At 54.1% G+C, this 22711-nt stretch carries 28 protein-coding genes; 26 read left to right on the top strand and 2 right to left on the bottom strand.

The genetic code is table 11. The features are described 5' to 3' along the window. Positions 1-484: 484 nt before the first annotated feature. From rpmH to NZD89_RS27740, 13 genes are all read left to right on the top strand, one after another. The gene (gene rpmH / locus NZD89_RS27800; RefSeq protein ID WP_268005859.1) at positions 485-619 is read left to right on the top strand and encodes a 50S ribosomal protein L34; all 135 of its coding nucleotides are present in this window, start codon (positions 485-487) and stop codon (positions 617-619) included. Positions 620-679: 60 nt separating this feature from the next. Continuing rightward, positions 680-1018: a ribonuclease P protein component gene (gene rnpA, locus NZD89_RS27795; protein ID WP_268005858.1), complete on the top strand. Its 339-nt coding sequence runs from the start codon at positions 680-682 to the stop codon at positions 1016-1018. 22 nt (positions 1019-1040) lie between these two features. After that, positions 1041-1259, top strand: coding sequence for a membrane protein insertion efficiency factor YidD (gene yidD, locus NZD89_RS27790; RefSeq protein ID WP_268005857.1), 219 nt, complete (start codon positions 1041-1043; stop codon positions 1257-1259). Positions 1260-1270: 11 nt separating this feature from the next. Beyond that, positions 1271-2362 carry a YidC/Oxa1 family membrane protein insertase gene (locus tag NZD89_RS27785; RefSeq protein ID WP_268005856.1) on the top strand — a complete coding sequence of 364 codons (1092 nt, stop codon included), beginning with the start codon at positions 1271-1273 and terminating at the stop codon, positions 2360-2362. A gap of 28 nt (positions 2363-2390) precedes the next feature. Next, the gene (jag, locus tag NZD89_RS27780) at positions 2391-3041 is read left to right on the top strand and encodes an RNA-binding cell elongation regulator Jag/EloR (protein ID WP_268005855.1); all 651 of its coding nucleotides are present in this window, start codon (positions 2391-2393) and stop codon (positions 3039-3041) included. A 95-nt stretch (positions 3042-3136) separates the two neighbouring features. Further along, positions 3137-4543, top strand: coding sequence for a tRNA uridine-5-carboxymethylaminomethyl(34) synthesis GTPase MnmE (gene mnmE, locus NZD89_RS27775; protein WP_326492897.1), 1407 nt, complete (start codon positions 3137-3139; stop codon positions 4541-4543). A gap of 71 nt (positions 4544-4614) precedes the next feature. Beyond that, positions 4615-6501, top strand: coding sequence for a tRNA uridine-5-carboxymethylaminomethyl(34) synthesis enzyme MnmG (gene mnmG, locus NZD89_RS27770; RefSeq protein WP_268005854.1), 1887 nt, complete (start codon positions 4615-4617; stop codon positions 6499-6501). Next, positions 6494-7198 carry a 16S rRNA (guanine(527)-N(7))-methyltransferase RsmG gene (gene rsmG / locus NZD89_RS27765; RefSeq protein ID WP_268005853.1) on the top strand — a complete coding sequence of 235 codons (705 nt, stop codon included), beginning with the start codon at positions 6494-6496 and terminating at the stop codon, positions 7196-7198. Before mnmG ends, rsmG begins: the two co-directional genes overlap by 8 nt. Positions 7199-7351: 153 nt before the next feature. After that, positions 7352-8212, top strand: a complete 861-nt coding sequence (gene noc, locus NZD89_RS27760; protein ID WP_268005852.1) for a nucleoid occlusion protein — start codon at positions 7352-7354, stop codon at positions 8210-8212. A gap of 168 nt (positions 8213-8380) precedes the next feature. Continuing rightward, on the top strand, positions 8381-9148 hold the full coding sequence (locus tag NZD89_RS27755; RefSeq protein WP_268005851.1) for a ParA family protein: 768 nt from the start codon (positions 8381-8383) through the stop codon (positions 9146-9148). Further along, positions 9141-9992 (top strand): ParB/RepB/Spo0J family partition protein, encoded by an 852-nt coding sequence (locus tag NZD89_RS27750; protein WP_268005850.1) that lies wholly within the window; start codon positions 9141-9143, stop codon positions 9990-9992. Before NZD89_RS27755 ends, NZD89_RS27750 begins: the two co-directional genes overlap by 8 nt. A 12-nt stretch (positions 9993-10004) precedes the next feature. Further along, complete coding sequence (locus tag NZD89_RS27745; protein ID WP_268005849.1) at positions 10005-10724, top strand: DUF554 domain-containing protein; 720 nt, start codon at positions 10005-10007, stop codon at positions 10722-10724. A gap of 95 nt (positions 10725-10819) precedes the next feature. Then, complete coding sequence (locus tag NZD89_RS27740; RefSeq protein WP_268005848.1) at positions 10820-11344, top strand: DUF4446 family protein; 525 nt, start codon at positions 10820-10822, stop codon at positions 11342-11344. 52 nt (positions 11345-11396) lie between these two features. On the opposite strand, the gene yyaC is transcribed toward NZD89_RS27740, so the two are convergent. Beyond that, positions 11397-12008: a spore protease YyaC gene (yyaC, locus tag NZD89_RS27735; protein WP_268005847.1), complete on the bottom strand. Its 612-nt coding sequence runs from the start codon at positions 12006-12008 to the stop codon at positions 11397-11399. Positions 12009-12102: 94 nt separating this feature from the next. Between yyaC and NZD89_RS27730 the strand changes: the two genes are divergently transcribed. From NZD89_RS27730 to rpsR, 8 genes are all read left to right on the top strand, one after another. Beyond that, complete coding sequence (locus NZD89_RS27730; RefSeq protein ID WP_268005846.1) at positions 12103-12708, top strand: hypothetical protein; 606 nt, start codon at positions 12103-12105, stop codon at positions 12706-12708. Between the two features lie 22 nt (positions 12709-12730). Further along, positions 12731-13627 carry a mechanosensitive ion channel family protein gene (locus NZD89_RS27725; RefSeq protein ID WP_268005845.1) on the top strand — a complete coding sequence of 299 codons (897 nt, stop codon included), beginning with the start codon at positions 12731-12733 and terminating at the stop codon, positions 13625-13627. Then, positions 13617-13847 carry a DUF951 domain-containing protein gene (locus NZD89_RS27720; RefSeq protein ID WP_268005844.1) on the top strand — a complete coding sequence of 77 codons (231 nt, stop codon included), beginning with the start codon at positions 13617-13619 and terminating at the stop codon, positions 13845-13847. The genes NZD89_RS27725 and NZD89_RS27720 overlap by 11 nt, the downstream gene beginning before the upstream one ends. Beyond that, entirely contained in the window at positions 13819-15813 is a 1995-nt protein-coding gene (locus NZD89_RS27715) for a molybdopterin-containing oxidoreductase family protein (RefSeq protein ID WP_268005843.1), read from the top strand. Before NZD89_RS27720 ends, NZD89_RS27715 begins: the two co-directional genes overlap by 29 nt. A 390-nt stretch (positions 15814-16203) precedes the next feature. Next, positions 16204-17304: a redox-regulated ATPase YchF gene (gene ychF, locus NZD89_RS27710; protein WP_268005842.1), complete on the top strand. Its 1101-nt coding sequence runs from the start codon at positions 16204-16206 to the stop codon at positions 17302-17304. A gap of 148 nt (positions 17305-17452) precedes the next feature. Next, a complete protein-coding gene (gene rpsF / locus NZD89_RS27705; RefSeq protein ID WP_268005841.1) occupies positions 17453-17740 on the top strand; it encodes a 30S ribosomal protein S6 in 288 nt (95 codons plus the stop codon). A gap of 17 nt (positions 17741-17757) precedes the next feature. Further along, on the top strand, positions 17758-18237 hold the full coding sequence (locus tag NZD89_RS27700) for a single-stranded DNA-binding protein (protein ID WP_268005840.1): 480 nt from the start codon (positions 17758-17760) through the stop codon (positions 18235-18237). Positions 18238-18308: 71 nt separating this feature from the next. Next, positions 18309-18539, top strand: a complete 231-nt coding sequence (rpsR, locus tag NZD89_RS27695; RefSeq protein ID WP_268005839.1) for a 30S ribosomal protein S18 — start codon at positions 18309-18311, stop codon at positions 18537-18539. Between the two features lie 180 nt (positions 18540-18719). Here the strand turns inward: rpsR and NZD89_RS27690 are convergent, their stop codons facing one another. Continuing rightward, a complete protein-coding gene (locus tag NZD89_RS27690) occupies positions 18720-18905 on the bottom strand; it encodes a small, acid-soluble spore protein, H family (protein WP_268005838.1) in 186 nt (61 codons plus the stop codon). Positions 18906-19097: 192 nt separating this feature from the next. Here NZD89_RS27690 and NZD89_RS27685 point away from each other — a divergent pair, with 192 nt between their 5' ends. The 5 genes from NZD89_RS27685 (at position 19098) to NZD89_RS27665 (ending at position 22711) form a co-directional block, all read left to right on the top strand. After that, entirely contained in the window at positions 19098-19397 is a 300-nt protein-coding gene (locus NZD89_RS27685; RefSeq protein ID WP_268005837.1) for a MazG-like family protein, read from the top strand. 226 nt (positions 19398-19623) lie between these two features. Next, positions 19624-20067: a 50S ribosomal protein L9 gene (gene rplI, locus NZD89_RS27680; protein WP_268005836.1), complete on the top strand. Its 444-nt coding sequence runs from the start codon at positions 19624-19626 to the stop codon at positions 20065-20067. A gap of 82 nt (positions 20068-20149) precedes the next feature. Further along, positions 20150-21532 (top strand): replicative DNA helicase, encoded by a 1383-nt coding sequence (dnaB, locus tag NZD89_RS27675; RefSeq protein WP_268005835.1) that lies wholly within the window; start codon positions 20150-20152, stop codon positions 21530-21532. Between the two features lie 53 nt (positions 21533-21585). Continuing rightward, complete coding sequence (locus NZD89_RS27670; RefSeq protein WP_268005834.1) at positions 21586-21975, top strand: hypothetical protein; 390 nt, start codon at positions 21586-21588, stop codon at positions 21973-21975. A 43-nt stretch (positions 21976-22018) separates the two neighbouring features. Next, a complete protein-coding gene (locus NZD89_RS27665) occupies positions 22019-22711 on the top strand; it encodes a response regulator (RefSeq protein WP_268005833.1) in 693 nt (230 codons plus the stop codon).

Here is a 22711-nt window from a genome sequence, read left to right as displayed (position 1 = left end):
GAACTGCTGGCCCTCCTAAGAAAAAACATAAAAACATCGCGTAAAGCGTCAAAAGCCCGCCGTTGCGCGAATTAGCGAACGTTGTCACCGCCTGGCTGTGGATAGAAAAAGACGGTGATTCACATGTTAACTTGATGTGGGTAATGTTATCCACAGCGTGTGGATAAACTTGTGGATACATGTGAAAAGTCACAGGGTCTGTGGATGATTGCAGCGACTATATTACCAGAAAAGCAGCTAGTCGAGCAATGTCGAAATAAACTATCCACAGAACACACAATTCGACCAAATTCATGGTTTTAGCGATGTGGAAATGTGTCTAAACTTGTGGATAAATGTTGTGGATAACGAAAAATGCGGTTTTTTGCCGAAAGTTGTCCACATGTGGATTGTTTATAGAAGAAAGAAGAAATGAAAGTTGAATTGACAAACTGGCGTTCATCCTGTAATCTATGAAGCGTCTGTCTGCAAGGGAGGTGTCCTGATGAAACCGACCTATCAACCGAATGTACGGAAACGCAAAAAGAACCATGGATTTAGACAACGTATGGCCACGAAAAATGGTCGTCGGGTTCTCGCAGCTCGCCGTAACCGGGGACGTAAAGTTTTATCAGCATAAGGCCACGATTCGTGGCCTTTTTTGATGATATGAGTCAGAACGCGCGGAGGCGGTGATGGTTTGCAGAGTGCGTACCGATTGAAGGACAATCGCGATTTCCGGCGCGTGTTTCGCCGAGGAAAATCGTTTGCGACAGCGCGGTTGGTATTGTATTATTGCGACAATCGCCTGCCTTCCTTCCGCGTGGGGTTTTCCATTAGTAAGAAGGTTGGCAATGCGGTAGTTCGAAACCGCGTGAAGCGTGCGCTGCGCGCAGGTTTCCAAACCCTTATCCCGCAACTTTCGGACAAGCCAATCGACATTGTGATTGTCTGCCGGAAAGGTGCGGCGGAGTCCGATTTCCACGAATTGATGAACGATGTCATGAAACTCCTGCAGAAAGCCAAAATCGTGGTATGATTTGGACGAGGAGCTGAGTGGGATGAGGTTCATTCTTCTCGCGTTTATCCGCTTCTATCGAAAATGTATATCTCCACTTACACCCCCCAGTTGTCGTTTTGTTCCGACGTGTTCGGAGTATGCGATGCAGTCGATATCGCGGTTTGGGGCCTTTAAAGGTGGATGGTTGACAGTCAAAAGGTTAGCGAAATGTGGGCCGTGGCACCCAGGCGGTGTCGACGAGGTTCCGTTACCGAAGTAGGGGGATTCGTTTTGGAGTCAAAGCGTACAAAACGCAGATGGACGTTCGCGTTGAGCGCATTCGTTGTGATGGCGCTCACAGGTTGCGGAATGTATCCATCGAAGCCAGGGCAGTGGCCCAATAACGTATGGGGGACCGTCCTCAAGGCCATCTCGGGTGTCATCGATTTCTTTGCGAAACATCTGGGTGACAGTTACGGTCTTTCGATTTTGATTGTGACCATCATCGTGCGCTTGATTATTCTACCACTCTTTATCAGGCAGATGCGCTATCAGAAGGTCATGATGGAACTGCAGCCTGAGATGCAAAAAATTCGCTCGAAGTACAAAGGCGATAACCAGAAAATCCAGCAGGAAACCATGAAGCTGTACCAAGAGCGGGGAACCAACCCGGCCGCTGGATGTTTGCCAACTCTGATCCAGTTGCCGGTGCTGTATGCGCTTTACGGTGCGATTATGGGCAACTACGGGTTGCACCACAACGTATTCCTCGGCATCTGGCAGCTCGGGGACAAAGATCCGCACTTCGTCTTGCCGGTGATCGCGGCGTTGAGCACGTTCCTCTCCTCGTGGCTCACGATGAGGAATCAGCCGGCGCAGCAGCGGGCGATATTGTTTATCATGCCAGTGTTCATCTTCATCATCGGCATTCGGTTGCCGGCTGGACTGGTTCTGTACTGGATTTACACAAACCTGTTCACGGCACTTCAAACATATGTGTTTATGACTCGCAGGAATGCGGCGACGGCTGCCGTTGCAGCGCCAGTGGCAGCGGTGCGCACGGGCGGCGCCGGATCGAAAGCGGGCGGTTCCCAATCTCGCCCGAAGGCGAGTAAGAGCACAACGGCAGACGGGCGCCGTTCAGACGGAAAACCGTCGGGTAAGACCGGTTCCGGCAAGCCGAAGACGGGTTCTGGAAAGACCGGGGCAAGTAGTAAGAGCAAGGCCGATGGAAACAAGTCGAGCGCCAACTCGGGTCAGACGACGCGGCAATCGGCGCCACCGGAGCAAGTGACGGGTGATCAGCCGAGCCAGACGAATGGAACCACGACACCAGTAGACACGAACAGCGATGCGCCAGCTGATCATCCACGGGACGAATAGACTTTATCGCGACTGAAGGGGAAGTCAGATGAAGCGCTTAGTGGTGACTGGTCGAAGTGTCGAGGAAGCCGTGACGTCGGCGCTCGTCAAACTGGGAGTGCCGAGGTCTCAGGCGCAGGTACGCGTCATTTCCGAGCCTGTCAAAGGGTTGTTTGGATTCCTCGGCGGCAAGGATGCCGAGGTGGAAGTCAGCGTACCGCAAAGCCCTCTGGAAAATGCGAGGGATTTTGTCGAGACGGTTTTGGGGCACATGGGCGTTTCCGGTCAGGTGTCCTTGACTAGGGACGCCGAGACGGACGCCGAGTACCTTGTGAACATTGAGAGCGATGAGGAAGTATTGCCGTTTATCATCGGGCGGCACGGCTCTACGCTGGACTCGCTGCAGTACCTCGTGAATATCGTCGCAAATCGGGAACATGACGGGTTCGTCAAGTTTTCGGTAGACGCAGGTGAGTACCGTAAACGGCGCAGAGAGAGTTTGCGCCGAGCGGCGGATCATGCCGCGGATCGCGCAGTTCGAACCGGTCGTGCTGTTTCGATGGATGCGATGTCGCCGGCGGACAGGAAATGGGTACACACGTATCTACAGACGAGATCGGACGTGACCACTCTGAGTGAAGGTGAGGAGCCGTATCGCAAAGTGAGGATCGCGCCGAAGCGAAACTCTTACAAGTCGTAGACGACACGGCGTGTGATGGGTGCGTGACCGTCGACGTCAGATGAGGTCGTCATCTCTATAGGAAAGCCCTTCTCTGTTCGAGGAGGGTGTCTTTTTTGTTCAGAGAGGAGGCGGATTGGATGAACCTAGAGACGATTGCAGCCATTGCCACGGCCCTCGGGGAAGCGAGTATCAGTGTCGTGCGCATCAGCGGCCCCGATGCGAAGTCGGTTGCAAGTCGCATGGTGCGTACGCCAGGTGGACAAAAAGTGGTGTTTGAAGGCCCGCGGCGAGTGCTGTACGGGAAAATTGTGCACCCGACGACGGATGTCGTCATCGATGAGGGCATTGTGCTGTGGATGCCAGGACCCCGTAGTTACACGGCGGAAGATGTGGTTGAACTTCAGGTTCATGGCGGGATTCAACTGGTGCAGACGGTACTCGAGGCGACGCTTGCCGCCGGGGCGAGATTGGCTGAGCCAGGTGAATTTACGAAACGGGCGTTTTTGAATGGGCGCATCGACTTGTCTCAGGCCGAAGCCGTCATTGACCTGATTCGGGCAAAGACGGATTTTGCGGGACGCGTGGCATTGCAGCAGGTTCAGGGGCGATTTAGCGAGGAGATTCGGTCGCTTCGGAGAACCCTCATCGAGCTGCAGGCACACGTCGAGGTGACCATTGATTACCCGGAGCACGACGTCGAATCGGTGGCATGTCAGCAGGTACTGGATGTCGGAGCGAAGTTGATGGCTGGCATCGACGCGTTGTTGGAAGGTGCCGAGATGGGTCGAATTTTGCGCGACGGCGTCGCAACGGCTATCGTCGGCCGACCAAACGTGGGCAAATCGTCGCTGTTGAACGCCTTGTTGCGCCGGGATAGGGCCATTGTCACAGATATTCCTGGGACGACGCGCGATGTGCTTGAGGAGTATGTCAACGTGCGTGGGATTCCGCTCAAGCTCATCGATACGGCTGGGATTCGGGAGACCTCCGACGTCGTCGAGCGAATTGGTGTGGATAAGTCGCGCCAATCCATTCGCGAGGCGGAGTTGGTGCTGGTGGTGCTCGACGGAACCGTGCCGCTCACGCCGGAGGATGAGGATATTTTAAAGGACACCGAAGGCTTAAAGCGCGTGATTGTGGTCAATAAAATGGATGCGGGGATAGATGCGAAACTGGAAGCGTCTGTCGATCAGGTCGATGCCGCCGCCGTGATCAAAATTTCCGCCAGGGAGCACCGACATATCGAGCAACTGGAGTCGAAGTTGGCGCAAATCGTACAGGGTGAGCTGTCGGTCGAGCGCGATACGACGTACATGACCAATGTCCGCCAGAAGAATTTGCTCGAAGTGGCAAGATCAGATTTACAGTTGGCTATAGACGCAGCGCAAGCAGGTGCTACACTAGACTTGATTGCGGTCCATCTGCAATCCACGTATGAAGAGCTAGGACTCGTGATAGGTGAAGAGACGGGCGAAGATCTCCTGGATGAGATTTTTTCTCGGTTCTGCCTTGGTAAATAGATCATCAAGAGGCCCGGTTGGGCCCTGAATTGTGAATACGGATTTGAGTAGAGAACGGTGAGGTGAACATCGTGAATTTTTTTGCTGGCGATTACGACGTCATCGTCATTGGAGCGGGCCACGCAGGCTGTGAAGCCGCACTGGCATCCGCGCGGATGGGCTGTAAGACGCTCATGTTGACCATCAACTTAGACACGATTGCCTATATGCCTTGTAATCCGTCCATCGGTGGCCCCGCCAAGGGGATCGTCGTTCGCGAAATCGACGCCTTGGGCGGTCAGATGGCGCGAAATACCGATGCCACATACATTCAGATGCGCATGTTGAACACAGGCAAAGGGCCGGCTGTACAGGCTCTGCGCGCGCAGGCAGACAAGGCGTACTACGCACTCAATATGAAGTGGACACTCGAGGCCGAGCGGAATTTGCATTTGAAACAGGCGATGGTCGATGAATTGCTGACAGAGAACGGTCGGGTGACTGGCGTTGTCACGAAGAGTCGCCAGGAATACCACGCGAAGGCGGTCGTGTTGACGACCGGTACCTACTTGCGCGGGCGTATTTTCATTGGCGATGTCTCCTACGAGGGTGGGCCAAACGGGCAGATGCCCGCCGTAAAGCTGTCGGAGAGCCTGCTCGACCTCGGGTTCCAACTCGTGAGGTTTAAGACGGGGACGCCACCGCGGGTCAACCGTAACACCATCAATTTTGAAAAGCTCATTGCGCAGCCGGGGGACCCAGTACCGAAGCACTTCTCGTTCGATCCCGACACGCAACCGCGCGACCAAGTCCCGTGTTGGCTCACTTCGACGACGGAGGACGGGCACTCCATCATCTTGGAGAACCTCGATCGGGCACCGATGTTTTCCGGGGAAATCAAAGGGACGGGTCCAAGGTATTGCCCTTCCATCGAAGACAAGGTCGTTCGTTTCCGCGACCGCCCAAATCATCAGGTCTTCTTGGAGCCAGAAGGCCCGAATACGGCCGAATGGTACGTGCAGGGGCTCTCGACGAGCCTTCCAGAGGACGTGCAGCTGGCCTTGTTGCGGACGATTCCCGGTCTGGAACAGGCCGAGATGCTGCGCCCGGGTTACGCCATTGAGTACGATGCGCTCGTTCCGACGCAACTTTGGCCAAGTCTCGAGTCGAAGCGAGTAGAAGGCTTGTTTACAGCTGGTCAAATCAACGGAACATCCGGATATGAGGAAGCTGCAGGCCAGGGCATTATGGCGGGAATCAACGCGGCGCGTAAAGTTCGGGGTGAAGAACCGGTGGTTCTGTCGAGATCGGATGCGTACATCGCAGTCATGATTGACGATCTCGTCACAAAAGGCACCAATGAACCGTATCGGCTGCTCACGTCCCGCGCGGAATATCGTCTCCTCCTGCGCCACGACAACGCTGATCTTCGGCTGATGGAAATCGGGCACGAGATTGGGCTGCTCAAAGAGGCGTCGTATGATCGGATGATGAAAAAGCGCGCCGGGATAGAGGTCGAATTGGAGCGCCTTCGCCGCACGCGCGTCAAGCCTGGCACCGCGAACCCGCAGTTGGAGCAATACGGCTCGAAGCCGGTGGAGGACGGGGTGACGTTGGAGCAACTGCTCCGTCGTCCGGAGCTGACGTATGAACACGTCAAGGCACTGGATCCGACAGGCGGTGTAGAGCTTGCACCTGAAGTTGTGGAGCAGGTGGAGATCCAGACGAAGTACGCAGGTTACATTCAAAAGCAGGAACAAGTCATTGAGCGGCAGAAGCGTCTGGAGCACAAGGTCATTCCGGCTGACGTGGACTTCTATGGCATCGCTGGCCTCGCGACGGAGGCAAAAGAAAAATTGACGAAGATTCGCCCAAGGACGGTTGGGCAAGCATCGCGTGTGTCTGGTGTAACACCTTCAGACATCTCGATTCTGCTTGTCTACCTCGAGGCTTGGCGAGGAAAGGCTGCTAATGCTTGATATTCCATGGCCAAAGCCATTAACCGACGCGCAGTTGAAGAAGCTCGACGCTTATCGACGACTCCTTCTCGAATGGAACGAGCGCATGAACTTGACGGCCATCACGGATGAGCCAGAAGTGTATGTGAAGCACTTTTATGATAGTTTGGCGGTGCTGATGGTCCCGGAGTGGAACAAGATGGCCCGTCCGGGGCTTCGGGTTATGGATGTCGGGACCGGCGCTGGATTTCCTGGCATTCCGCTCGCGATTGTGGAGGAGGACATCGAGTTTGTACTGAACGATGCCCTCCAGAAGCGAGTGGGCTTTCTACAGGCGGTTGTGGATGAACTCGGCCTTTCGAACGTGCGCGTCATCCACGCGAGGTCAGAGGACTTGGCGCGGGACGTGGATTATCGCAAACAGTTCGACGCAGTCGTGTCGCGCGCGGTGGCTCGCTTGAATATCTTGATGGAATTGATGTGTCCATTCCTACGCGTGGGCGGTGTCGGGTTCTCGTACAAAGGCCCTGGGTTTGACGACGAGCGCGTGGACGGACTGCGGGCCGCCAAACGGCTGGGAGCTCGACTCAAGGAACCGATGACGTATACGCTACCACTTGAGATGGGCGCCCGGACCATTGTGGCATTTGAGCAGATCACGCCAATCTCGAACACGTATCCGCGCAAAGCGGGTATTCCACAACGGAAACCCTTGTGAATTTCCGGCGCTTGTCGTACCGTGTCGATGAACAGACAATCTTGTAATTTCTTGATAACGTTTGTCGACCTGAAGGAAATTGGGCCTTTCGTGGTGAAAACCAGAGAACAGTGTCGAGATATTGTTTGTTCTGTGGAGAATTGAGGGGTAAGAATGAAAGAAGCGTGGGGACGATTTATTAATCTTCGCGATTCGGGGAACGCGAACACACAAGTTGTGGACATCCCTGTAGGTGACATTGTATCGAACCCATATCAACCACGAACGATTTTTAACCAAGAAGCGATTGAAGAACTGGCGAAAACCATTCATACGCACGGAGTGATCCAGCCGATTGTCGTCCGCAAAAAGGACAACGCGTATGAGCTGATAGCTGGTGAACGACGTCTTCGTGCGGTTCGTCATCTGGGTTGGACAAGTATTCCTGCGATTGTACGAGAGATGAATGACGCTCAGACCGCTTCCGCGGCACTCATTGAAAATCTTCAGCGCGAAGGGCTCACTCCTATTGAGGAAGCCGTTGCCTATCAGCAATTATTGGAGTTGCACGGATTGACGCAGGAGAGCCTCGCGCAGCGCTTGGGCAAGGGGCAGTCTACGATTGCCAACAAACTCAGGTTGTTGAACCTGCCGGAAGCCGTGCAGGCCTCCCTCTTGACGAAGACGATAACGGAGCGGCACGCGCGCGCATTGCTCGCGATTCCCTCCGAAGACATGCAAATAGAGCTGCTTCAAGAATGCGTTGACAAAGGTTGGAATGTCAAGCAGATGGAAGAGCGTGTGAAGGCGAAACTTGCTGGGTTACAGCAAGAGGGGCAAAAACGAGGGCGTCCTCGCCGGCGCGGATTGAGCAAAGACGTCCGACTAGCCGTCAACACCATCCGACAATCGCTTGAGATGATTGAAAGCAATGGGCTCACTGTAGACTATGAGGAAGCGGACGAGGAAGAGTATTATCAGTTTACGATTCGCGTGCCAAAACTCAAAAGTACGCCCGTTTCCCAAGCGGAGTAATGCTCGTGAGATCCAACAGCGGCCCCTGGGGTCGCTGTTTTGCTTTGCCAAATTTGTTCGGATAGTCGAATACCTGTACATTTTCGTCGCCACATCTAGTCCATTTTGCAGTAGAATGAGAAATAGTCACTTCGGACGTACTGTTCTATGAAAGAAGGAGGACTGTTTGTGTCCAACGCCCGAGTTATCGCCATCGCAAATCAAAAAGGTGGCGTCGGCAAGACAACCACAGCGGTCAACCTCGGCGCGTGTTTAGCCACTTTGAATAAACGCGTGTTGCTCATCGATATTGATCCTCAGGGCAATACGACTTCAGGGGTAGGCATCAATAAAGCCGACGTGAAGTATTGCGTATACGACGTAATCATTAATGATGTGTCTATGACCGAAGCGGTGATGCCGTCAGGTCTCGAAAATCTATCTTTGTTGCCCGCGACAATTCAGTTGGCGGGTGCGGAAATCGAGTTGGTTCCGACGATTTTGCGGGAAGTGCGCCTGCGTCGAGCCGTTCAGACGATGCGTTCGCAATACGATTTCATCGTGATCGACTGCCCGCCTTCCCTCGGCCTTTTGACGGTCAATGCGCTGACAGCAGCAGACTCTGTGCTCATCCCAATCCAATGCGAGTACTATGCGCTGGAGGGGTTGAGTCAATTGCTAAACACCATTCGCCTTGTTCAAAAGCATTTGAATACCTCGTTGGAAGTCGAGGGTGTCGTGTTGACGATGCTGGACGCCCGCACCAATTTAGGCCTGCAGGTCATCGAAGACGTCAAGAAGTTTTTTGGAGACAAGGTGTACCGTACGATTATTCCGCGTAATGTTCGGTTGAGTGAGGCACCAAGTCATGGTCGCCCGATCATTCATTATGACCCGAAGTCCCGAGGCGCTGAGTCTTATATGGAATTAGCCAAGGAAGTGATTGGAATTGAGTAAACGTGGTCTTGGACGAGGGCTGGATGCGCTCATTCCACAGTTAAACGTTTCGGATCATGATCACGTAGTCTCTGTCGACGTACGAGACTTGCGGCCCAACCCGTATCAACCTCGCCGAGAGTTTAATGAGGAAAAGCTTCACGAGTTGTCCCGGTCGATTCTCGAACACGGGATCATTCAGCCCCTTATCGTCCGAAAAAGTGAAGTGCGTGGTTTTGATATCGTTGCGGGCGAACGGCGTTTTCGAGCGGCGAAACTCGCTGGACTCCAAGTGGTCCCGGCTGTCGTCCGCGAACTCTCCGATGTTCTGCTCATGGAGATTGCCCTCATTGAGAACCTTCAACGTGAAGACCTAAATCCGATTGAAATCGCCGATGCGTATGCAAACTTGATCGACAAGTGTGAACTGACACAGGACGAGTTGGCTCAGCGCGTTGGGCAAAGTCGAAGCCATATCGCCAATATGCTGCGGCTTTTGAATTTACCTGTGGCCATTCGTGACATGGTATCGCGAGGCAACCTCAGTATGGGCCATGCGCGAGCACTTTTATCCGTCGAGGACAAGGAACGGCAAATTTTGTTGGCGAACCAGACGGTGGAAGAGGAATGGAGCGTTCGTAAATTGGAGACCGTGATTTACGAGCCCAAGAAACAAGTTTCACGTGAAACACAAAAGCAGGTTCTCCCTATGGCCTATCGACGATATGAAGAGCAGGTCCAACAGTACCTAGGAACCGCCGTGCGCATTCAGCACGGGAAAAAGCGCGGTAAAATTGAAATTGAATACTTCTCAGAGGACGACTTAGAGCGCATCATGCACCTCATGTTGTCTCGTACGCAATAGGCGGTGTAATCGATGTTCCTGTTGGGGACGATTGTGGACGCGCTGTCCATTTTGGTGGGTTCCCTCATTGGACTAGCGTTTCCACGTATCCCAGACCGTATGAAGGATACGGTCATGAAGGGTCTATCGCTTTGCGTGATGCTCATCGGTTTAAGCATGGCGCTTGGAGATAGCTCTGATGACCTGATCATCATCGTGAGTGTGGTGCTTGGCGCCGTCGTCGGCGAATGGATCAACATTGACAATGCGCTTTTACGATTCGGCCACTGGATGGAGGTCCATGTACAAAAACTCTATAAAGGTCCAATTGCTGAAGGCTTTGTCTCCGGAACCTTGCTGTTTTGTGTCGGCTCGATGGCCATTGTGGGCTCCATTCAGGACGGACTCAGCGGCTCGCATCGGACGCTGTTTGCCAAGTCTGTGTTAGATATGTTCTCCTCTATCGTGTTCTCGACAACGCTCGGTTTTGGAGTGGGACTATCTGCGATTCCGGTGTTTTTGTACCAAGGTGCAATCGCGTTGATTTCGCACCTGGCCGGAAACGTTCTCAACGCACCGGATGTCATCGCCTGTATCACCGCAACCGGTGGATTACTGATTATCGGAATTGGATTTAACATGTATGGGTTCAAGAAAATCGCGGTTGCTAACCTCCTGCCGGCGATTGCCTTTGCCCCTGTCTTAAAAGTGTGTTCTCCGCACGTGCTTCACGCGTTTCATGCGCTTTCATGAACACATTTCGAAAAGTAATATTTGGCTGATGTGAGGATTGCTTTTCACGCTATACTAGGTACGAGGATTGTTGCAGGAAGGGACGAAGTGACGCAATGTTTTTGCAGTTGTTACAGCCGTATTTGTTGTACATAGCCTTAGGCGCAGGAGTCCTGTCCATCATTTGCCTGATTCTTGCCATCAGTGCAGTTGCGTCGAGTCGGCGCATGAAGCGGCGCCTGCTACAGTGGAAGGATATTAGCTCCACGTCAGATCTAGAGGACGTCTTCGCGAGCACGAAGCAAGCGGTGAAGTCGATTCAAATGCAGATGTCTGATGTGGAAACGGCCTTGTCACAAATGCACGAAGCCCTGCAACATAAGGTCTCTACTCCCGTCATGCAACGGTATAACGCGTTTGCGGAAGTGGGCAGTGACTTGAGTTACTCGGTTGCGTTTCTGGACGATACGGGCGATGGTGTGGTCTTGACATCCATCTACGGCCGAGATGACTCTGTGACATACGGAAAGCCGGTCCATCGCGGTGATTCAGATTACCTGCTCACATCTGAGGAGCAAAAGGTCATCCATTCGGTCATGCACGGTGAATCACCGGTCCGTGTTGAAGTGAAGAGTTCGTAAGCGGAGACCTCGTCTCCGCTTTGTTTTTGCGCAGGATGATGCGGCTTCGCGGTTACACACCAAGCCGCATTGCCTGGGTGATTTGATGCTTCTGCAAGCTGTTGTACAGCGACTGTACCACGGTGTCACACATCTTCATGACGATGCCGAGACGTGTGTTTTGCAATACAAAGTACTCCATAAACCCACTGACGTTGACGATTCCCGTCACGGTTAAATCCCCAAACTCGGGCAAACTTTTTTTCACGCCTGCACCGGGTCGCAACGGCCCTTTTTCCACGGTGATGTGACCGACGTGATCAAACTTCCCAAGGCACGCATCCATGGCGATGATAAATGGCGCTTCTTTATATCTCTCCTGGATCCGCTCTAAGGTGTATCCGAGGTTCACGGCGTGCACCGGCTCGTCCAACGTACCGAGCACGTCTACGCCCGGGATGCGCGCCAACGCTTTCATCCGCGATCCGATGATCGGACCGAATGCATCCCCAGTTGACCGATCTGTCCCCACACAAACAACTAAAATCTGAGATTGTCGGCATAGCGTTAGGCCGTGGTCCAAAAACTCCTCAAGCTGTCGAGCAGCGTCTTGTTCGTCAAACGCAACTCGTCCAATGACGCCTCCCGCTGGCACTTCCGTGAAGTCTGTCTGGCTATTTTTCAACGGGAATCCCCCTACAACGGAATATTCCCAGTATACGTTCGCGTAGCATCAACTATACCTGTCCTAGGGTTGAAGAAGAAAAGGGGAACGGTCATTGGTCGATGTATTATTGATAGGAGAAGTGTTTTGGGTTTGGTTGTGGGTCAGGAACCGGAGTGCGGAACGGGCACTATTATATGTAGGTGCGATGTTTACGTCGGTGTTCGTTGCGACGCATGTATCGCCCTGGTTTGCAAGGCGGTTTATGGAGACGGGCAACACGTTTATGTGGTTGACCGACCGGATGCAAGAAGCTACTCGCCCTGTCGGTGCAGTTGGCGACGTCGTTCCACCTGTCCCGACAGCGGTAGGGGTGCATGGGGATGCGCACTGGATTGCGTTGCACGTCTTACAGGGAATGTTCACGGTTCTCATGACGTGGGCGATTTTTATGCTCTTCATGGTCATTGAACACCTTGTGGAGGCGTTTTGGGACGGTCGGCCGAGTGTCATCTGGGGAGACCGGATGCTCGCGAATCTATCCGGGCTATTGTGTGGCGTCGTCCTCGCTTGGACGAGTGTATGGCTCATCGCGAACCTCTCTTGGTTATCGGTGTCCGCCTCGGTGGTTCAGGCACTCAACCAATCCATTTTTTTCGTGCTCTCTTCGCAGTTGTTAACCTTCCTTTCAAGTCTACATGCTATGTTATCATGGGCATAATGACTTTGGAGGAGGGGGATACGTGCAGGAGAGTTTATCCTGGTGGAAACAGTTTCAGCACGATCTCGTCGATCCCCAGCATGTCGAGAGTCTGCTAGTGGGTGTGGGTGTAGATTTGATTCGGGTGATCGTACTGTATATCATCGCTCGCATTGTCATCCGACTCGCCCTCAAACTGACGAGAAGGTTATTGAGACTGCACAGCCGGATGGACAAGCGCCGGTTAGATACGCTCGATTCTCTATTCGGAAACATCATCCGGTATACGGTATTCTTTTTGTTCATCGTTGAATCGCTGGCAGTTTTCCATCTGAATATCGCCACGTTGCTCGCGGGGGCAGGCGTGGTCGGTCTGGCTGTAGGATTTGGTGCACAAGGTTTGATCAAGGACTTAATCACGGGCCTATTCATTCTATTTGAAGACCAGTACGGTGTGGGAGATACAGTGCAAATCAACGGCTTCACTGGGACGGTGATGTCGATTGGCGTTCGACTGACGCGGGTTCAAGCGTGGACGGGAGAGATTGAAATCATCCCGAACGGCCAGATTGCGACGGTGACGAACTACTCCCGCACCAATTCACTGGCTGTGATCGAAGTAGGCATCGCGTATGGTGCGAACCTCGGTCAAGCGATGAAGATCATTGAGGACGTGTTGGCGAGGTTAAAGCGTGAGGAAGCGGACATCGTCGGGGACGTGTCCATGTCCGGAGTTCAGGAATTGCGGGAATCGGACGTCCTCATTCGCGCGACGGCTGTATGTGCGCCGACCAAGCAGGCGGGGATTCAGCGCAAGGCGCAACAACGTATAAAAGAAGCGTTTGACGAGGCCGGGATCGAAATACCGTTTGCACATCGAACGGTGGTCTTGAAAGGCGACGTCAGTGCATTAAACGGGGGCAATCATCATGCCGGTTGAGTATGGGATGCACGATATTGTTCGAATGAAAAAGCCACACGCGTGCGGTGAGAACGCCTGGGAGGTGATCCGGCTGGGGATGGATATTCGGATCAAGTGCCAGAAGTGCGGACACAGCGTCTTGATTCCACGTGCGCGGTTTGACCGGTTGGTTCGCAAGGTTTTAGTGGCGCATGAGGGAAGGGAAGATTTTGACCATCAAAACGGCTTGTCCACTTGATTGCTATGACGGATGCAGCATCCACGCGACCGTTGAACAAAATGGACGACTGCGTCTCGAAGGGAACCCAAATCACCCTATCACGCGGGGGGCGCTATGTAACCGCGGCCGCCGGCTAGGAGCGAGACGCGACGGAGAGGACAGAATCCTCTATCCGATGAAAAGGGAGGGCGGAGAGTGGGTCCAAATATCGTGGGCGCAGGCGTATCGGGAGATTGGAAGCGAAATTCGCAACGCATTGACCAGGTATGGACACCACGCGATTCTTCACGCGTTCGATTGGGGTTCTGGGGCGCTACTCAAAAGTTTGAACCAACGTTTTTTCTATCAATTAGGCGGATGTACCGAAACAGTCGGCAGCCTTTGTTGGGAAGCTGGGCTTGAAGCCCAGCGATACGACTTTGGGCAAGCCCGCAGCCACGCGCCTGACGACATGGTTCGCAACAGTCAGGGCATTGTCGTATGGGGGCGCAATGTAGCGACGACCAACGTGCATATGATGCCATTCATCAAAGAGGCTCAAGCGCGGGGCGCCAAGCTGGCCGTCGTGAACCCGCTGGCGACAGACGTGGCGCGGCGCGCTGATCTGTGCGTGTACCCCAGACCGGGGACGGATGCCCTGCTCGCGTTAGGGGTTCTGCGTATTTGTCGCGACCAGGGAACCCTCGACAACGCGTTTGTCGAGCATCGCTCTGTGGGCTGGGCGTTGCTGTCCGAGCACCTCGAGCAATACGACCCCGAGCGTGTTTCACGTGAAACAAATGTGCCTGTCGACCAGATACAATCGCTCGCCGATTTCTACGGCCGATTGGGGCCGGTCACCACGCTGCTGGGCATTGGCATGCAGCGGTACGCGGGGGGTGGCAATGCCATTCGCGCGATTGACGCACTGGCTGCCGCGACGGGCCACGTCGGGGTTCCCGGCGGTGGCGTGAACTATGCACAACGCGGAATGTCGGCATTTATCGACGAGGATGCCCTGACGGGCCGGAGCGGAGCTGACGTGCGTGAGTTCGTGCGCGGCAACCAGGCACTCGAGATCATGCAATCAGACCCGCCCATCCAAGTCCTGTTCGTCACGCGTACCAACCCACTCACGCAGGTGCCGGATTCCGCGTCCTTGCGGAAGGCATATGCAGGGATTGGGTGTAAGGTCGTGATCGACATGTATATGACGGAGACGGCCAAAGCGGCCGACTACGTGTTGCCCTGTACCAGCGTGTTGGAGGAAGAGGATGTCACGTTCACCACGATGTGGCACCCGTATATGTCGTACATCCATCCAGTGGTTCCACCGAAAGGTGATGCGAAGCCGGAGTGGCGGATTTTCGCCGAGTTGGCAGAGGAGCTTGGCATTGGCGAGCGGATGGCGGGGACGGTGGCGGCGTGGTTGAATACGGCGCTTCGCCCTCTCTTCCAGCACGGGGTAACGCTTGAACAACTGCGGGAAGAAGGCTTTGTTCGCCTGCCAGTGGAAGAGGTTCCGTTCTCGGACGGCGTCTTCTTGACGCCTAGCGGGAAGTTCGAGTTTGCGTCGGATACCGCGCGTTCAGAGGGCCATTCCAGTGTCGCGACCTATCTGCCGCCGCGGCGCGCCCACGGCTTCGGCGAGCACAAGTACACGTTGTTGACCACGCATCCGCGCAAGCACGAGAATTCACAGCGGCAGCAAATGGCGCCGGCCGCCGAGTACCCGACGGTCGAGGTGTCGCGTCGCATCGCCGATGCGCGTGGCATCCAAGCGGGCGATCGCGTTCGCGTGTACAATGACAAGGCGAGTCTGATCGGCGTGGCCAAAGTGCGGGAAGAAGGGCATCCGTACACGGTCCAGATGGAATCTGGGTGGTCCGGACAAGGTGTGTCTATCAATGATTTCACCGATGTCGATCCGGCGGACTTTGGCCAGCAGACCACACAGTACGATTGTGCGTGCAGCGTCGAGCTCGTGGAGCGCGCTGGCGCCTGAGAAACTACAAAAAGAGCCCGTCGCAAAACGGGCTCTGCGCTCTATGAGAAAGTAGGAAGTTCTTAAGATGCCTGGCAATTAGAGCTGGTCTTTACACAGCTTCGCACCTCTTCCGGGTGAATCGCGAGGGCTTTCGGGCTGAGTTTGCGCATTTTGAGGCGACGGAGCAATCTCCGCAGCATGAGAGTCACCTCCTTGTCTGTCGTAGTATTCCTTTAAAGCGTAAATATATCCAACGCAATAGGCAATCACTGAGAGAAATTGGCGCGTGTCGATGAAATTTGGACGCCTACAATATACTATACGCTTTTTGGGCGTACAAAGTTGCATTGTCAGGGACCGAATGTCCCATCTATACTTATTGTGCAAGGTGCATAGCGAGGTGTCATGATGCCATTACAGGCTGGAATTGTAGGTTTACCGAATGTTGGCAAGTCGACGTTGTTTAATGCCATTACGAAGGCTGGGGCAGAAGCTGCCAACTATCCTTTTTGTACGATTGACCCAAACGTAGGGGTCGTCGAGGTGCCGGACGTGAGGCTTCAGGGACTGGCGAACATCATCCATCCAAAGCGAATTGTGCCGACGGCGTTTGAGTTCGTCGACATCGCAGGGCTGGTCAAGGGCGCGAGCCAAGGTGAAGGGCTTGGCAACCGGTTTCTCGGGCACATTCGCGAGGTCGATGCCATCGTCCACGTGGTGCGCTGTTTCGAAAGTGGCGACATCACACACGTCTCTGGTTCAGTGGACCCGCTTCGCGACATCGAGACCATCGAGATCGAACTGATCTTGGCCGACCTCGAAACTGCCCAGAAACGCCTGGACAGAGCCAAGAAGAACATGAAGAGCGGGGATAAGAAGTTCAAGGTCGAGGCAGATGCACTCGAGCGGATGGTCCAGGCGCTGGAGGCCGGTCAGCCAGGTCGGTCGGTCGAGCTGTCTGACGACGAGGCCGCGATTCTGCGCGACTTGCACCTGTTGACGACGAAGCCGATTCTCTACGTCGCGAACGTAGGCGAAGATGAAGCTGCGGACAGCAGCGACAATCCGCATGTGGAGGCCGTTCGTCAGCGCGCTGCGAGCGAACATGCTCAAGTCGTCGTCGTGTCTGCGCAGCTCGAGGCGGAAATCGCGGAGCTTGAGGGAGAGGACAGAGACGCCTTCCTGTCCGACTTGGGCCTTGCGGAAGCGGGTCTGGACAAGCTCATCCGCGGCGCGTACGACCTCCTTGGCTTGAGGACGTACTTTACGGCTGGCGAGCCGGAGGTTCGGGCGTGGACGATACGCGAGGGCACGAAGGCGCCACAGGCGGCCGGCGTGATCCACAGCGACTTTGAACGAGGGTTCATTCGCGCCGAGGTCGTCGCGTACGACGACCTGATTCGTGCCGGTAGCTATAATGCGGCACGGGAACAGGGGAAAGTCCGGTTGGAAGGAAAGGAATATATCGTGGCGGACGGTGACGTCATGCACTTCCGATTCAATGTCTAACATCGCGCCCATCGGCGTCTGATACAAACTGGTTGTATAAGTCCAGGGTTTGTGTTAGCATTGTTAATCGGCGCATTAAGTTCATTCTTGTCGCCATTCCATCCTTGCTCCTTCGCGGGGGCCATAGACCAAAAGGAGGTGTCACGGTATGCGTAAATACGAGACGATGTTTATTGTGAATCCAGCTCTCGAGGCCGAGCAAACGGCTGAGTTGGTTCAAAAATATCAAACGCTCATCTCTAACCAAGGCGGTCAGATCGACGAACTGCAGGAGATTGGCAAACGTCGTTTGGCGTACGAAATCGAAGATAACCGTGAGGGCTATTACGTGTTGGTTCATTACACGGCAGGCACTGAAGTGTCTAAAGAGCTCGAACGCGTTATGCGCATCGACGACAATGTCGTTCGTTATTTGACAGTCCGCGTGGGTGAGTAATTCGCGGAGGGGAAACTATGCTGAACCGGGTAATCTTAATCGGCCGTTTGACCGCTGATCCTGAATTGCGCTACACCAATTCGGGAACACCTGTTGCGTCGTTTACACTTGCGGTCGACCGCATGCGGTCAGGCCAGGCTGGGGAACGACAGACAGACTTTATCAATATCGTTGTCTGGCAGAAGCAGGCGGAAATCGTATCACAGTATTTGCAAAAGGGTCGTTTGGCTGCGGTCGATGGTCGTTTGCAAATTCGCACATACGACAACCGAGAGGGTCAAAAGGTTCGGATTGCTGAAGTTGTCGCCGAGTCTGTTCGCTTTTTGGACAGGGGCTCCGACGCACAACAGGGCGGTAGCTATGGCGGTGGCGCACCGAGTATCAGTGCCAATCGACCGGCGCGCCCGGAACGTGGTTCAGCACCTCTGTACGAAGATGACCCGTTTGCAGATGACAGTCAAACCATCGACATTTCGGAAGATGATTTGCCCTTTTGATTTGTACGGTAGGTAGACGTACCAACAAACGATTGGCCCGATGACGGCCAAAACGACGAGGAGTGATTCTTATGCCGCGCAAAGCTCGTGGCGGGAAGCGTCGTAAGGTTTGCCAATTCTGCGTCGATAAGATCGACTATGCAGATTATAAAGATATCGGTCGGTTGAATAAGTTTTTAACCGAGCGTGGCAAAATTCTTCCACGGCGTATTTCCGGTAACTGTGCACGCCACCAACGTCAGGTGACGGTCGCAATTAAGCGTGCACGTCAAATTGCATTGATGCCTTACACCACCGAATAATTGGTGTGAGATAGAACGATAAAAAATACACCTCGGCCAGACGGCTGAGGTGTATTTTTTATATGCCTTTGTATGCCTCGGTATGCTTTGGACGATGCGGACTGTGGCCGATTGCCCGACATGGAAGATGTCGTTTCCCCGTGCAAAAGTAGTCGCCTAAGATCGATGTCCTGCTATCGATTAATGAACCGATTTGTCTTCATGGAGCTCCGACACGGGGACGTTGGTCGTGGCGCCGTTTTCGTAACTGATTTGGGCGAACGGGCTCGACTCAAACAGTCTGTCGATGCGGACGGACGTCCCTTCGTAGTTGACGACAATATAGTTTGGGGACTCGATGATCTCCTGTGCGCGCTGCATGTCCATAAAAACACTCCTAGCTAGGCTTTTTCCGTATTCTTTCCCCACAGTTGGAATTGGCATGCGCACATGTCGTCTTTTTGCGCGCGAGCGTCGAGTCTGTAATGGTACGCGGCAGGAATCGCGTCGTCGCTCGTGGAATTCTACATCTTAGAACTTGGACGGAATCGTCACCGCGCTGGAGGAGGGACGAGAAGGATGGCTGAATCTCAGGTGGATTTGACGCGCAAGTTACAAACCGTAGAGCATGACCGGATTGAGCTCGTTCAGCAGGCGGTCGAAGTTTTAAGGAGTATCCAGTCGGGCAACGAGGCGGAGTTGACCGATGCGCTCGCCGGTGTCGTCGGCCTTGGATATCTCTTGGGTGTGCAGATGGGAATTCATCCACACCGGATCGATCACGTCATTACAGGCGGATACCGCGTAGCCGCCGAAGTGGATACCAGTCGGAAACCCGAATTGATGGAGGTTGCACAATACCTCTCTAAACGCCTCTAACATCCACTTTGTTTCCTCGCGACGATTGCGTACGATGCCCTCTTTCTTCAGGGGGGTTCCTATAAATTCGTCTCTGTGTCACATCATTTGTTAAATTGCGGTCATTGGCACGATTGTTGTGTCGCTTGGTCGCTTTTAGTATTTGCTCTATTGGGCATCGCAGACTACCATTAGGTTATATCATTGTCGGCTCCTAGAGCCTTGGCAAGATGAGGGGGACATGTCGATGAAGGTCATCTTATTACAAGATGTGAAAGGTCAGGGGAAGAAGGGGGAAGTCAAGGATGTGAGCGAGGGATACGCTCGCAATTTCTTGTTGCCTCGCAACTTGGCTGAAGAAGCGACAGCCTCGGCATTGCACCGCCTTCAAACGCAACACGACAAAGAAGCTCGTTACAAGGCTCAAGAGCTCCAAGAGGCAAAGGACCTTGCAGCCAAGCTCGAGGACAAGAAAATCGTCGTCAAGACGCAATCCGGCGAAGGCGGAAGGCTGTTTGGCGCGATTACCACGAAGCACATCGCAGATGCCATGAAACGAGAAGGATTCTCGGTCGATAAACGAAAAATTCAGCTACAAGATCACATTAAGACGTTGGGTGGGCATCGTGTGCAAGTGAAACTGCACCCGGAAGTATCCGTGAATGTTTTGGTTTACGTCGAAGCGGAGTGATGGACATTCCTTTGGGATCACTTCTCGGACGAGTTCGTGAAGCGCCCAACCGTCTGAGCTATGACAATGGAAGGCGATAGATATGGCAAGTGAACAATCCGTCTGGCGCCCGACCGTGAACGACCAACTGCTGCGGCTGCCACCTCAACAGGTGGAGGCCGAACAGGCGGTCCTTGGCGCCATGCTGATTTCTGAGGATGCCGTCAACGAGGCACTGGAACTCCTTGAGGCGGATGACTTTTACCGCGCTGCACACCAATCCATTTACCGGGCCATGCGCGATGTATACGATGCGGGGCAACCGATTGACGTCGTCACGGTCGCCGCAGCGTTGCGAACGAGGGACGATGCTTTAGAACAGGTCGGCGGTGCGGACTACCTCGCGGATTTGGCCGCTGCCATGCCGACCGCGTTGCACGTCACCCAGTACGCGCAAATTGTTCGCGAAAAGGCTTTGATGCGCCGGATTATCGCTGCGGCGACGGACATTGCAGAAGAAGGGTACAGCCAGGAACAACCTGCCGCCGACGTGCTCGCCGACGCTGAAAAGAAAATTCTCGAACTGGGTCAATTCCAAAAGACGCGAGACTTTACGCATATATCCGATGTATTGGAGACGACGTTTGAGCGCATTGAACAGCTATATGCGAGCGACGGCAGCATCACGGGTGTCCCGACCGGGTACAGTGAACTCGACCGGATGACGAGCGGCTTTCAGAAATCCGATTTAATTATCGTCGCGGCCCGTCCATCCGTAGGGAAAACCGCGTTTGCGTTGAATGTGGCCCAAAACGTGGCGGTCCGCAGTGGGGTGCCGGTTGCAATTTTTTCACTCGAGATGTCCAAGGACCAGCTGGTCCAGCGTATGCTTTGTGCAGAGGCCTACATTGAGGGTCAGAAGCTTCGTACGGGGACGCTTGATGACGAAGATTGGCCAAAACTGTCGATGGGCGTGAGCGCACTCAGCAACTCTCCCATCTATATCGATGACTCACCGGGTATTACCGTTGCCGAGATGCGAAGTAAACTTCGCCGTCTAAAACTGGAGCGTGGACTGGGCCTCGTGGTCATCGACTATTTGCAGCTGATTCACGGACGGAGAGGGTCGGGGGAAAACCGGCAACAGGAGATTTCCGAAATCTCGCGTTCGCTCAAACAGTTGGCGCGTGAGCTCGAAGTGCCGATTGTCTCGCTCGGTCAGCTCAGTCGTTCGGTGGAGCAGCGCCAGGACAAACGCCCGATGCTGTCCGATATTCGTGAGTCGGGTTCTATCGAGCAGGATGCCGATATCGTGGCGTTTTTGTATCGTGACGACTATTATGATCATGAGACGGAACGGCAAAATATCATTGAGATCATTATCGCAAAGCAACGGAACGGCCCAGTAGGGAAAATTGAACTCGTGTTTCTGAAGAACTACAACAAGTTTGTAAATCTTGAGAAGTCACATCAACAAGAAGCATGAAACCAGAACAATCCTATGAGCTGCGCCCGATGACGCGCAAGGAGTACCAGCGCATGCGCGATAAGCGGAGGCAGCGACTTCACCGCCATCGCCAGGCGCGGCTGCGGCGCTTACGCGTGTTGAAGTCGGTGCGCAGCCTTCGCTTTTGGACGCGCGTCACAGTGGCTTTATTCGTTCTCTTATGTATCGCGTTTTGGGCACGATTTGCGTTTGTCTACGATATCCCGAGCGTCGTTCAGGGCGACCTGCCGCCGGGCGTCATGGCGTATGTAACCGTGAAACCCTGGTGGTTCGGCCCGCCTGTCTTTGATCTAGGACAATATGTACCCGAAAAAGTGGATGGGGCATCGGTCTATGATCCAAGTGAGATGTTTTTGATGAATCTTGGCAGGTACTCGGCCGTCGTAGAACAACCGCAATTTATCTGGACGTTACAACGGTGATGTGTCGGGTGTAGTCACTAGCTAGCAAGGTAGGTGCGAAGACATGCATCACATTCTCGTTGTGGAAGATGAAGAGCCAATCTCCAATATTCTCAGATTTGCGCTAGAGCGAGCCGATTATCGGGTGACCTGTGCGCTGGACGGGCAGGAAGCGGTCGAGCTCTGGAAAAGCACGTCGCCTGACCTCATTCTCTTGGATGTCATGCTGCCGCGGATGGATGGGTTTGACGTGCTGCGAACGGTCCGGGCCTCGTCCGTTGTCCCGGTGATTATGCTGACGGCTAAGGATGACGAAGTAGACAAGGTACTGGGTCTCGAACTTGGCGCCGACGATTACGTGACGAAACCGTTTAGCACGCGCGAGTTGTTGGCGCGCGTGAAAGCCAACTTGCGACGGGTGACGTTCGAGGAGGGGCAGGAGGGACGGCGCCGGGATCGACTGGTGATCCGCGATTTGGTCGTAGACTTGACCCATTACGAAGTCACCAAGGCAGGTGTTCCGATATCCTTGACGCACCGCGAATTCCAACTGCTTTCCTTTTTGGCGGCGCGCCCTGGGCAAGTGCATACGCGTGAGCAATTGGTCACCGATGTGTGGGGCATCGACTACGAAGGAGACGAACGGGCCGTAGACGTGACGATTCGCCGTCTTCGCGAAAAACTGGAATCGGACGCTAGCCAGCCCGAATACGTCATGACGCGGCGCGGTGTCGGTTACTACATGAGGAGTCTCTAG

The sequence above is a fragment of the Alicyclobacillus fastidiosus genome, from assembly GCF_026651875.1.
GTDB lineage: Bacteria > Bacillota > Bacilli > Alicyclobacillales > Alicyclobacillaceae > Alicyclobacillus > Alicyclobacillus fastidiosus.
Note: the sequence above shows the minus strand (reverse complement) of the source record. Positions and strands in the feature narration are given on the sequence as shown.

Excerpts from the sequence above, each read along its gene's own strand:
- NZD89_RS27720 (WP_268005844.1), top strand. The coding sequence starts at position 13,617 with ATGCCGGTTGAGTATGGGATGCACGATATTGTTCGAATGAAAAAGCCA.
- NZD89_RS27685 (WP_268005837.1), top strand. The coding sequence starts at position 19,098 with ATGGCTGAATCTCAGGTGGATTTGACGCGCAAGTTACAAACCGTAGAG.
- rsmG (WP_268005853.1), top strand. The coding sequence starts at position 6,494 with ATGCTTGATATTCCATGGCCAAAGCCATTAACCGACGCGCAGTTGAAG.
- rpsR (WP_268005839.1), top strand. The coding sequence starts at position 18,309 with ATGCCGCGCAAAGCTCGTGGCGGGAAGCGTCGTAAGGTTTGCCAATTC.
- NZD89_RS27700 (WP_268005840.1), top strand. The coding sequence starts at position 17,758 with ATGCTGAACCGGGTAATCTTAATCGGCCGTTTGACCGCTGATCCTGAA.
- yidD (WP_268005857.1), top strand. The coding sequence starts at position 1,041 with ATGAGGTTCATTCTTCTCGCGTTTATCCGCTTCTATCGAAAATGTATA.
- NZD89_RS27740 (WP_268005848.1), top strand. The coding sequence starts at position 10,820 with ATGTTTTTGCAGTTGTTACAGCCGTATTTGTTGTACATAGCCTTAGGC.
- dnaB (WP_268005835.1), top strand. The coding sequence starts at position 20,150 with ATGGCAAGTGAACAATCCGTCTGGCGCCCGACCGTGAACGACCAACTG.
- noc (WP_268005852.1), top strand. The coding sequence starts at position 7,352 with ATGAAAGAAGCGTGGGGACGATTTATTAATCTTCGCGATTCGGGGAAC.
- rplI (WP_268005836.1), top strand. The coding sequence starts at position 19,624 with ATGAAGGTCATCTTATTACAAGATGTGAAAGGTCAGGGGAAGAAGGGG.
- jag (WP_268005855.1), top strand. The coding sequence starts at position 2,391 with ATGAAGCGCTTAGTGGTGACTGGTCGAAGTGTCGAGGAAGCCGTGACG.
- ychF (WP_268005842.1), top strand. The coding sequence starts at position 16,204 with ATGCCATTACAGGCTGGAATTGTAGGTTTACCGAATGTTGGCAAGTCG.
- NZD89_RS27745 (WP_268005849.1), top strand. The coding sequence starts at position 10,005 with ATGTTCCTGTTGGGGACGATTGTGGACGCGCTGTCCATTTTGGTGGGT.
- NZD89_RS27690 (WP_268005838.1), bottom strand. The coding sequence starts at position 18,905 with ATGGACATGCAGCGCGCACAGGAGATCATCGAGTCCCCAAACTATATT.
- rpsF (WP_268005841.1), top strand. The coding sequence starts at position 17,453 with ATGCGTAAATACGAGACGATGTTTATTGTGAATCCAGCTCTCGAGGCC.
- NZD89_RS27665 (WP_268005833.1), top strand. The coding sequence starts at position 22,019 with ATGCATCACATTCTCGTTGTGGAAGATGAAGAGCCAATCTCCAATATT.
- NZD89_RS27670 (WP_268005834.1), top strand. The coding sequence starts at position 21,586 with ATGCGCGATAAGCGGAGGCAGCGACTTCACCGCCATCGCCAGGCGCGG.
- rpmH (WP_268005859.1), top strand. The coding sequence starts at position 485 with ATGAAACCGACCTATCAACCGAATGTACGGAAACGCAAAAAGAACCAT.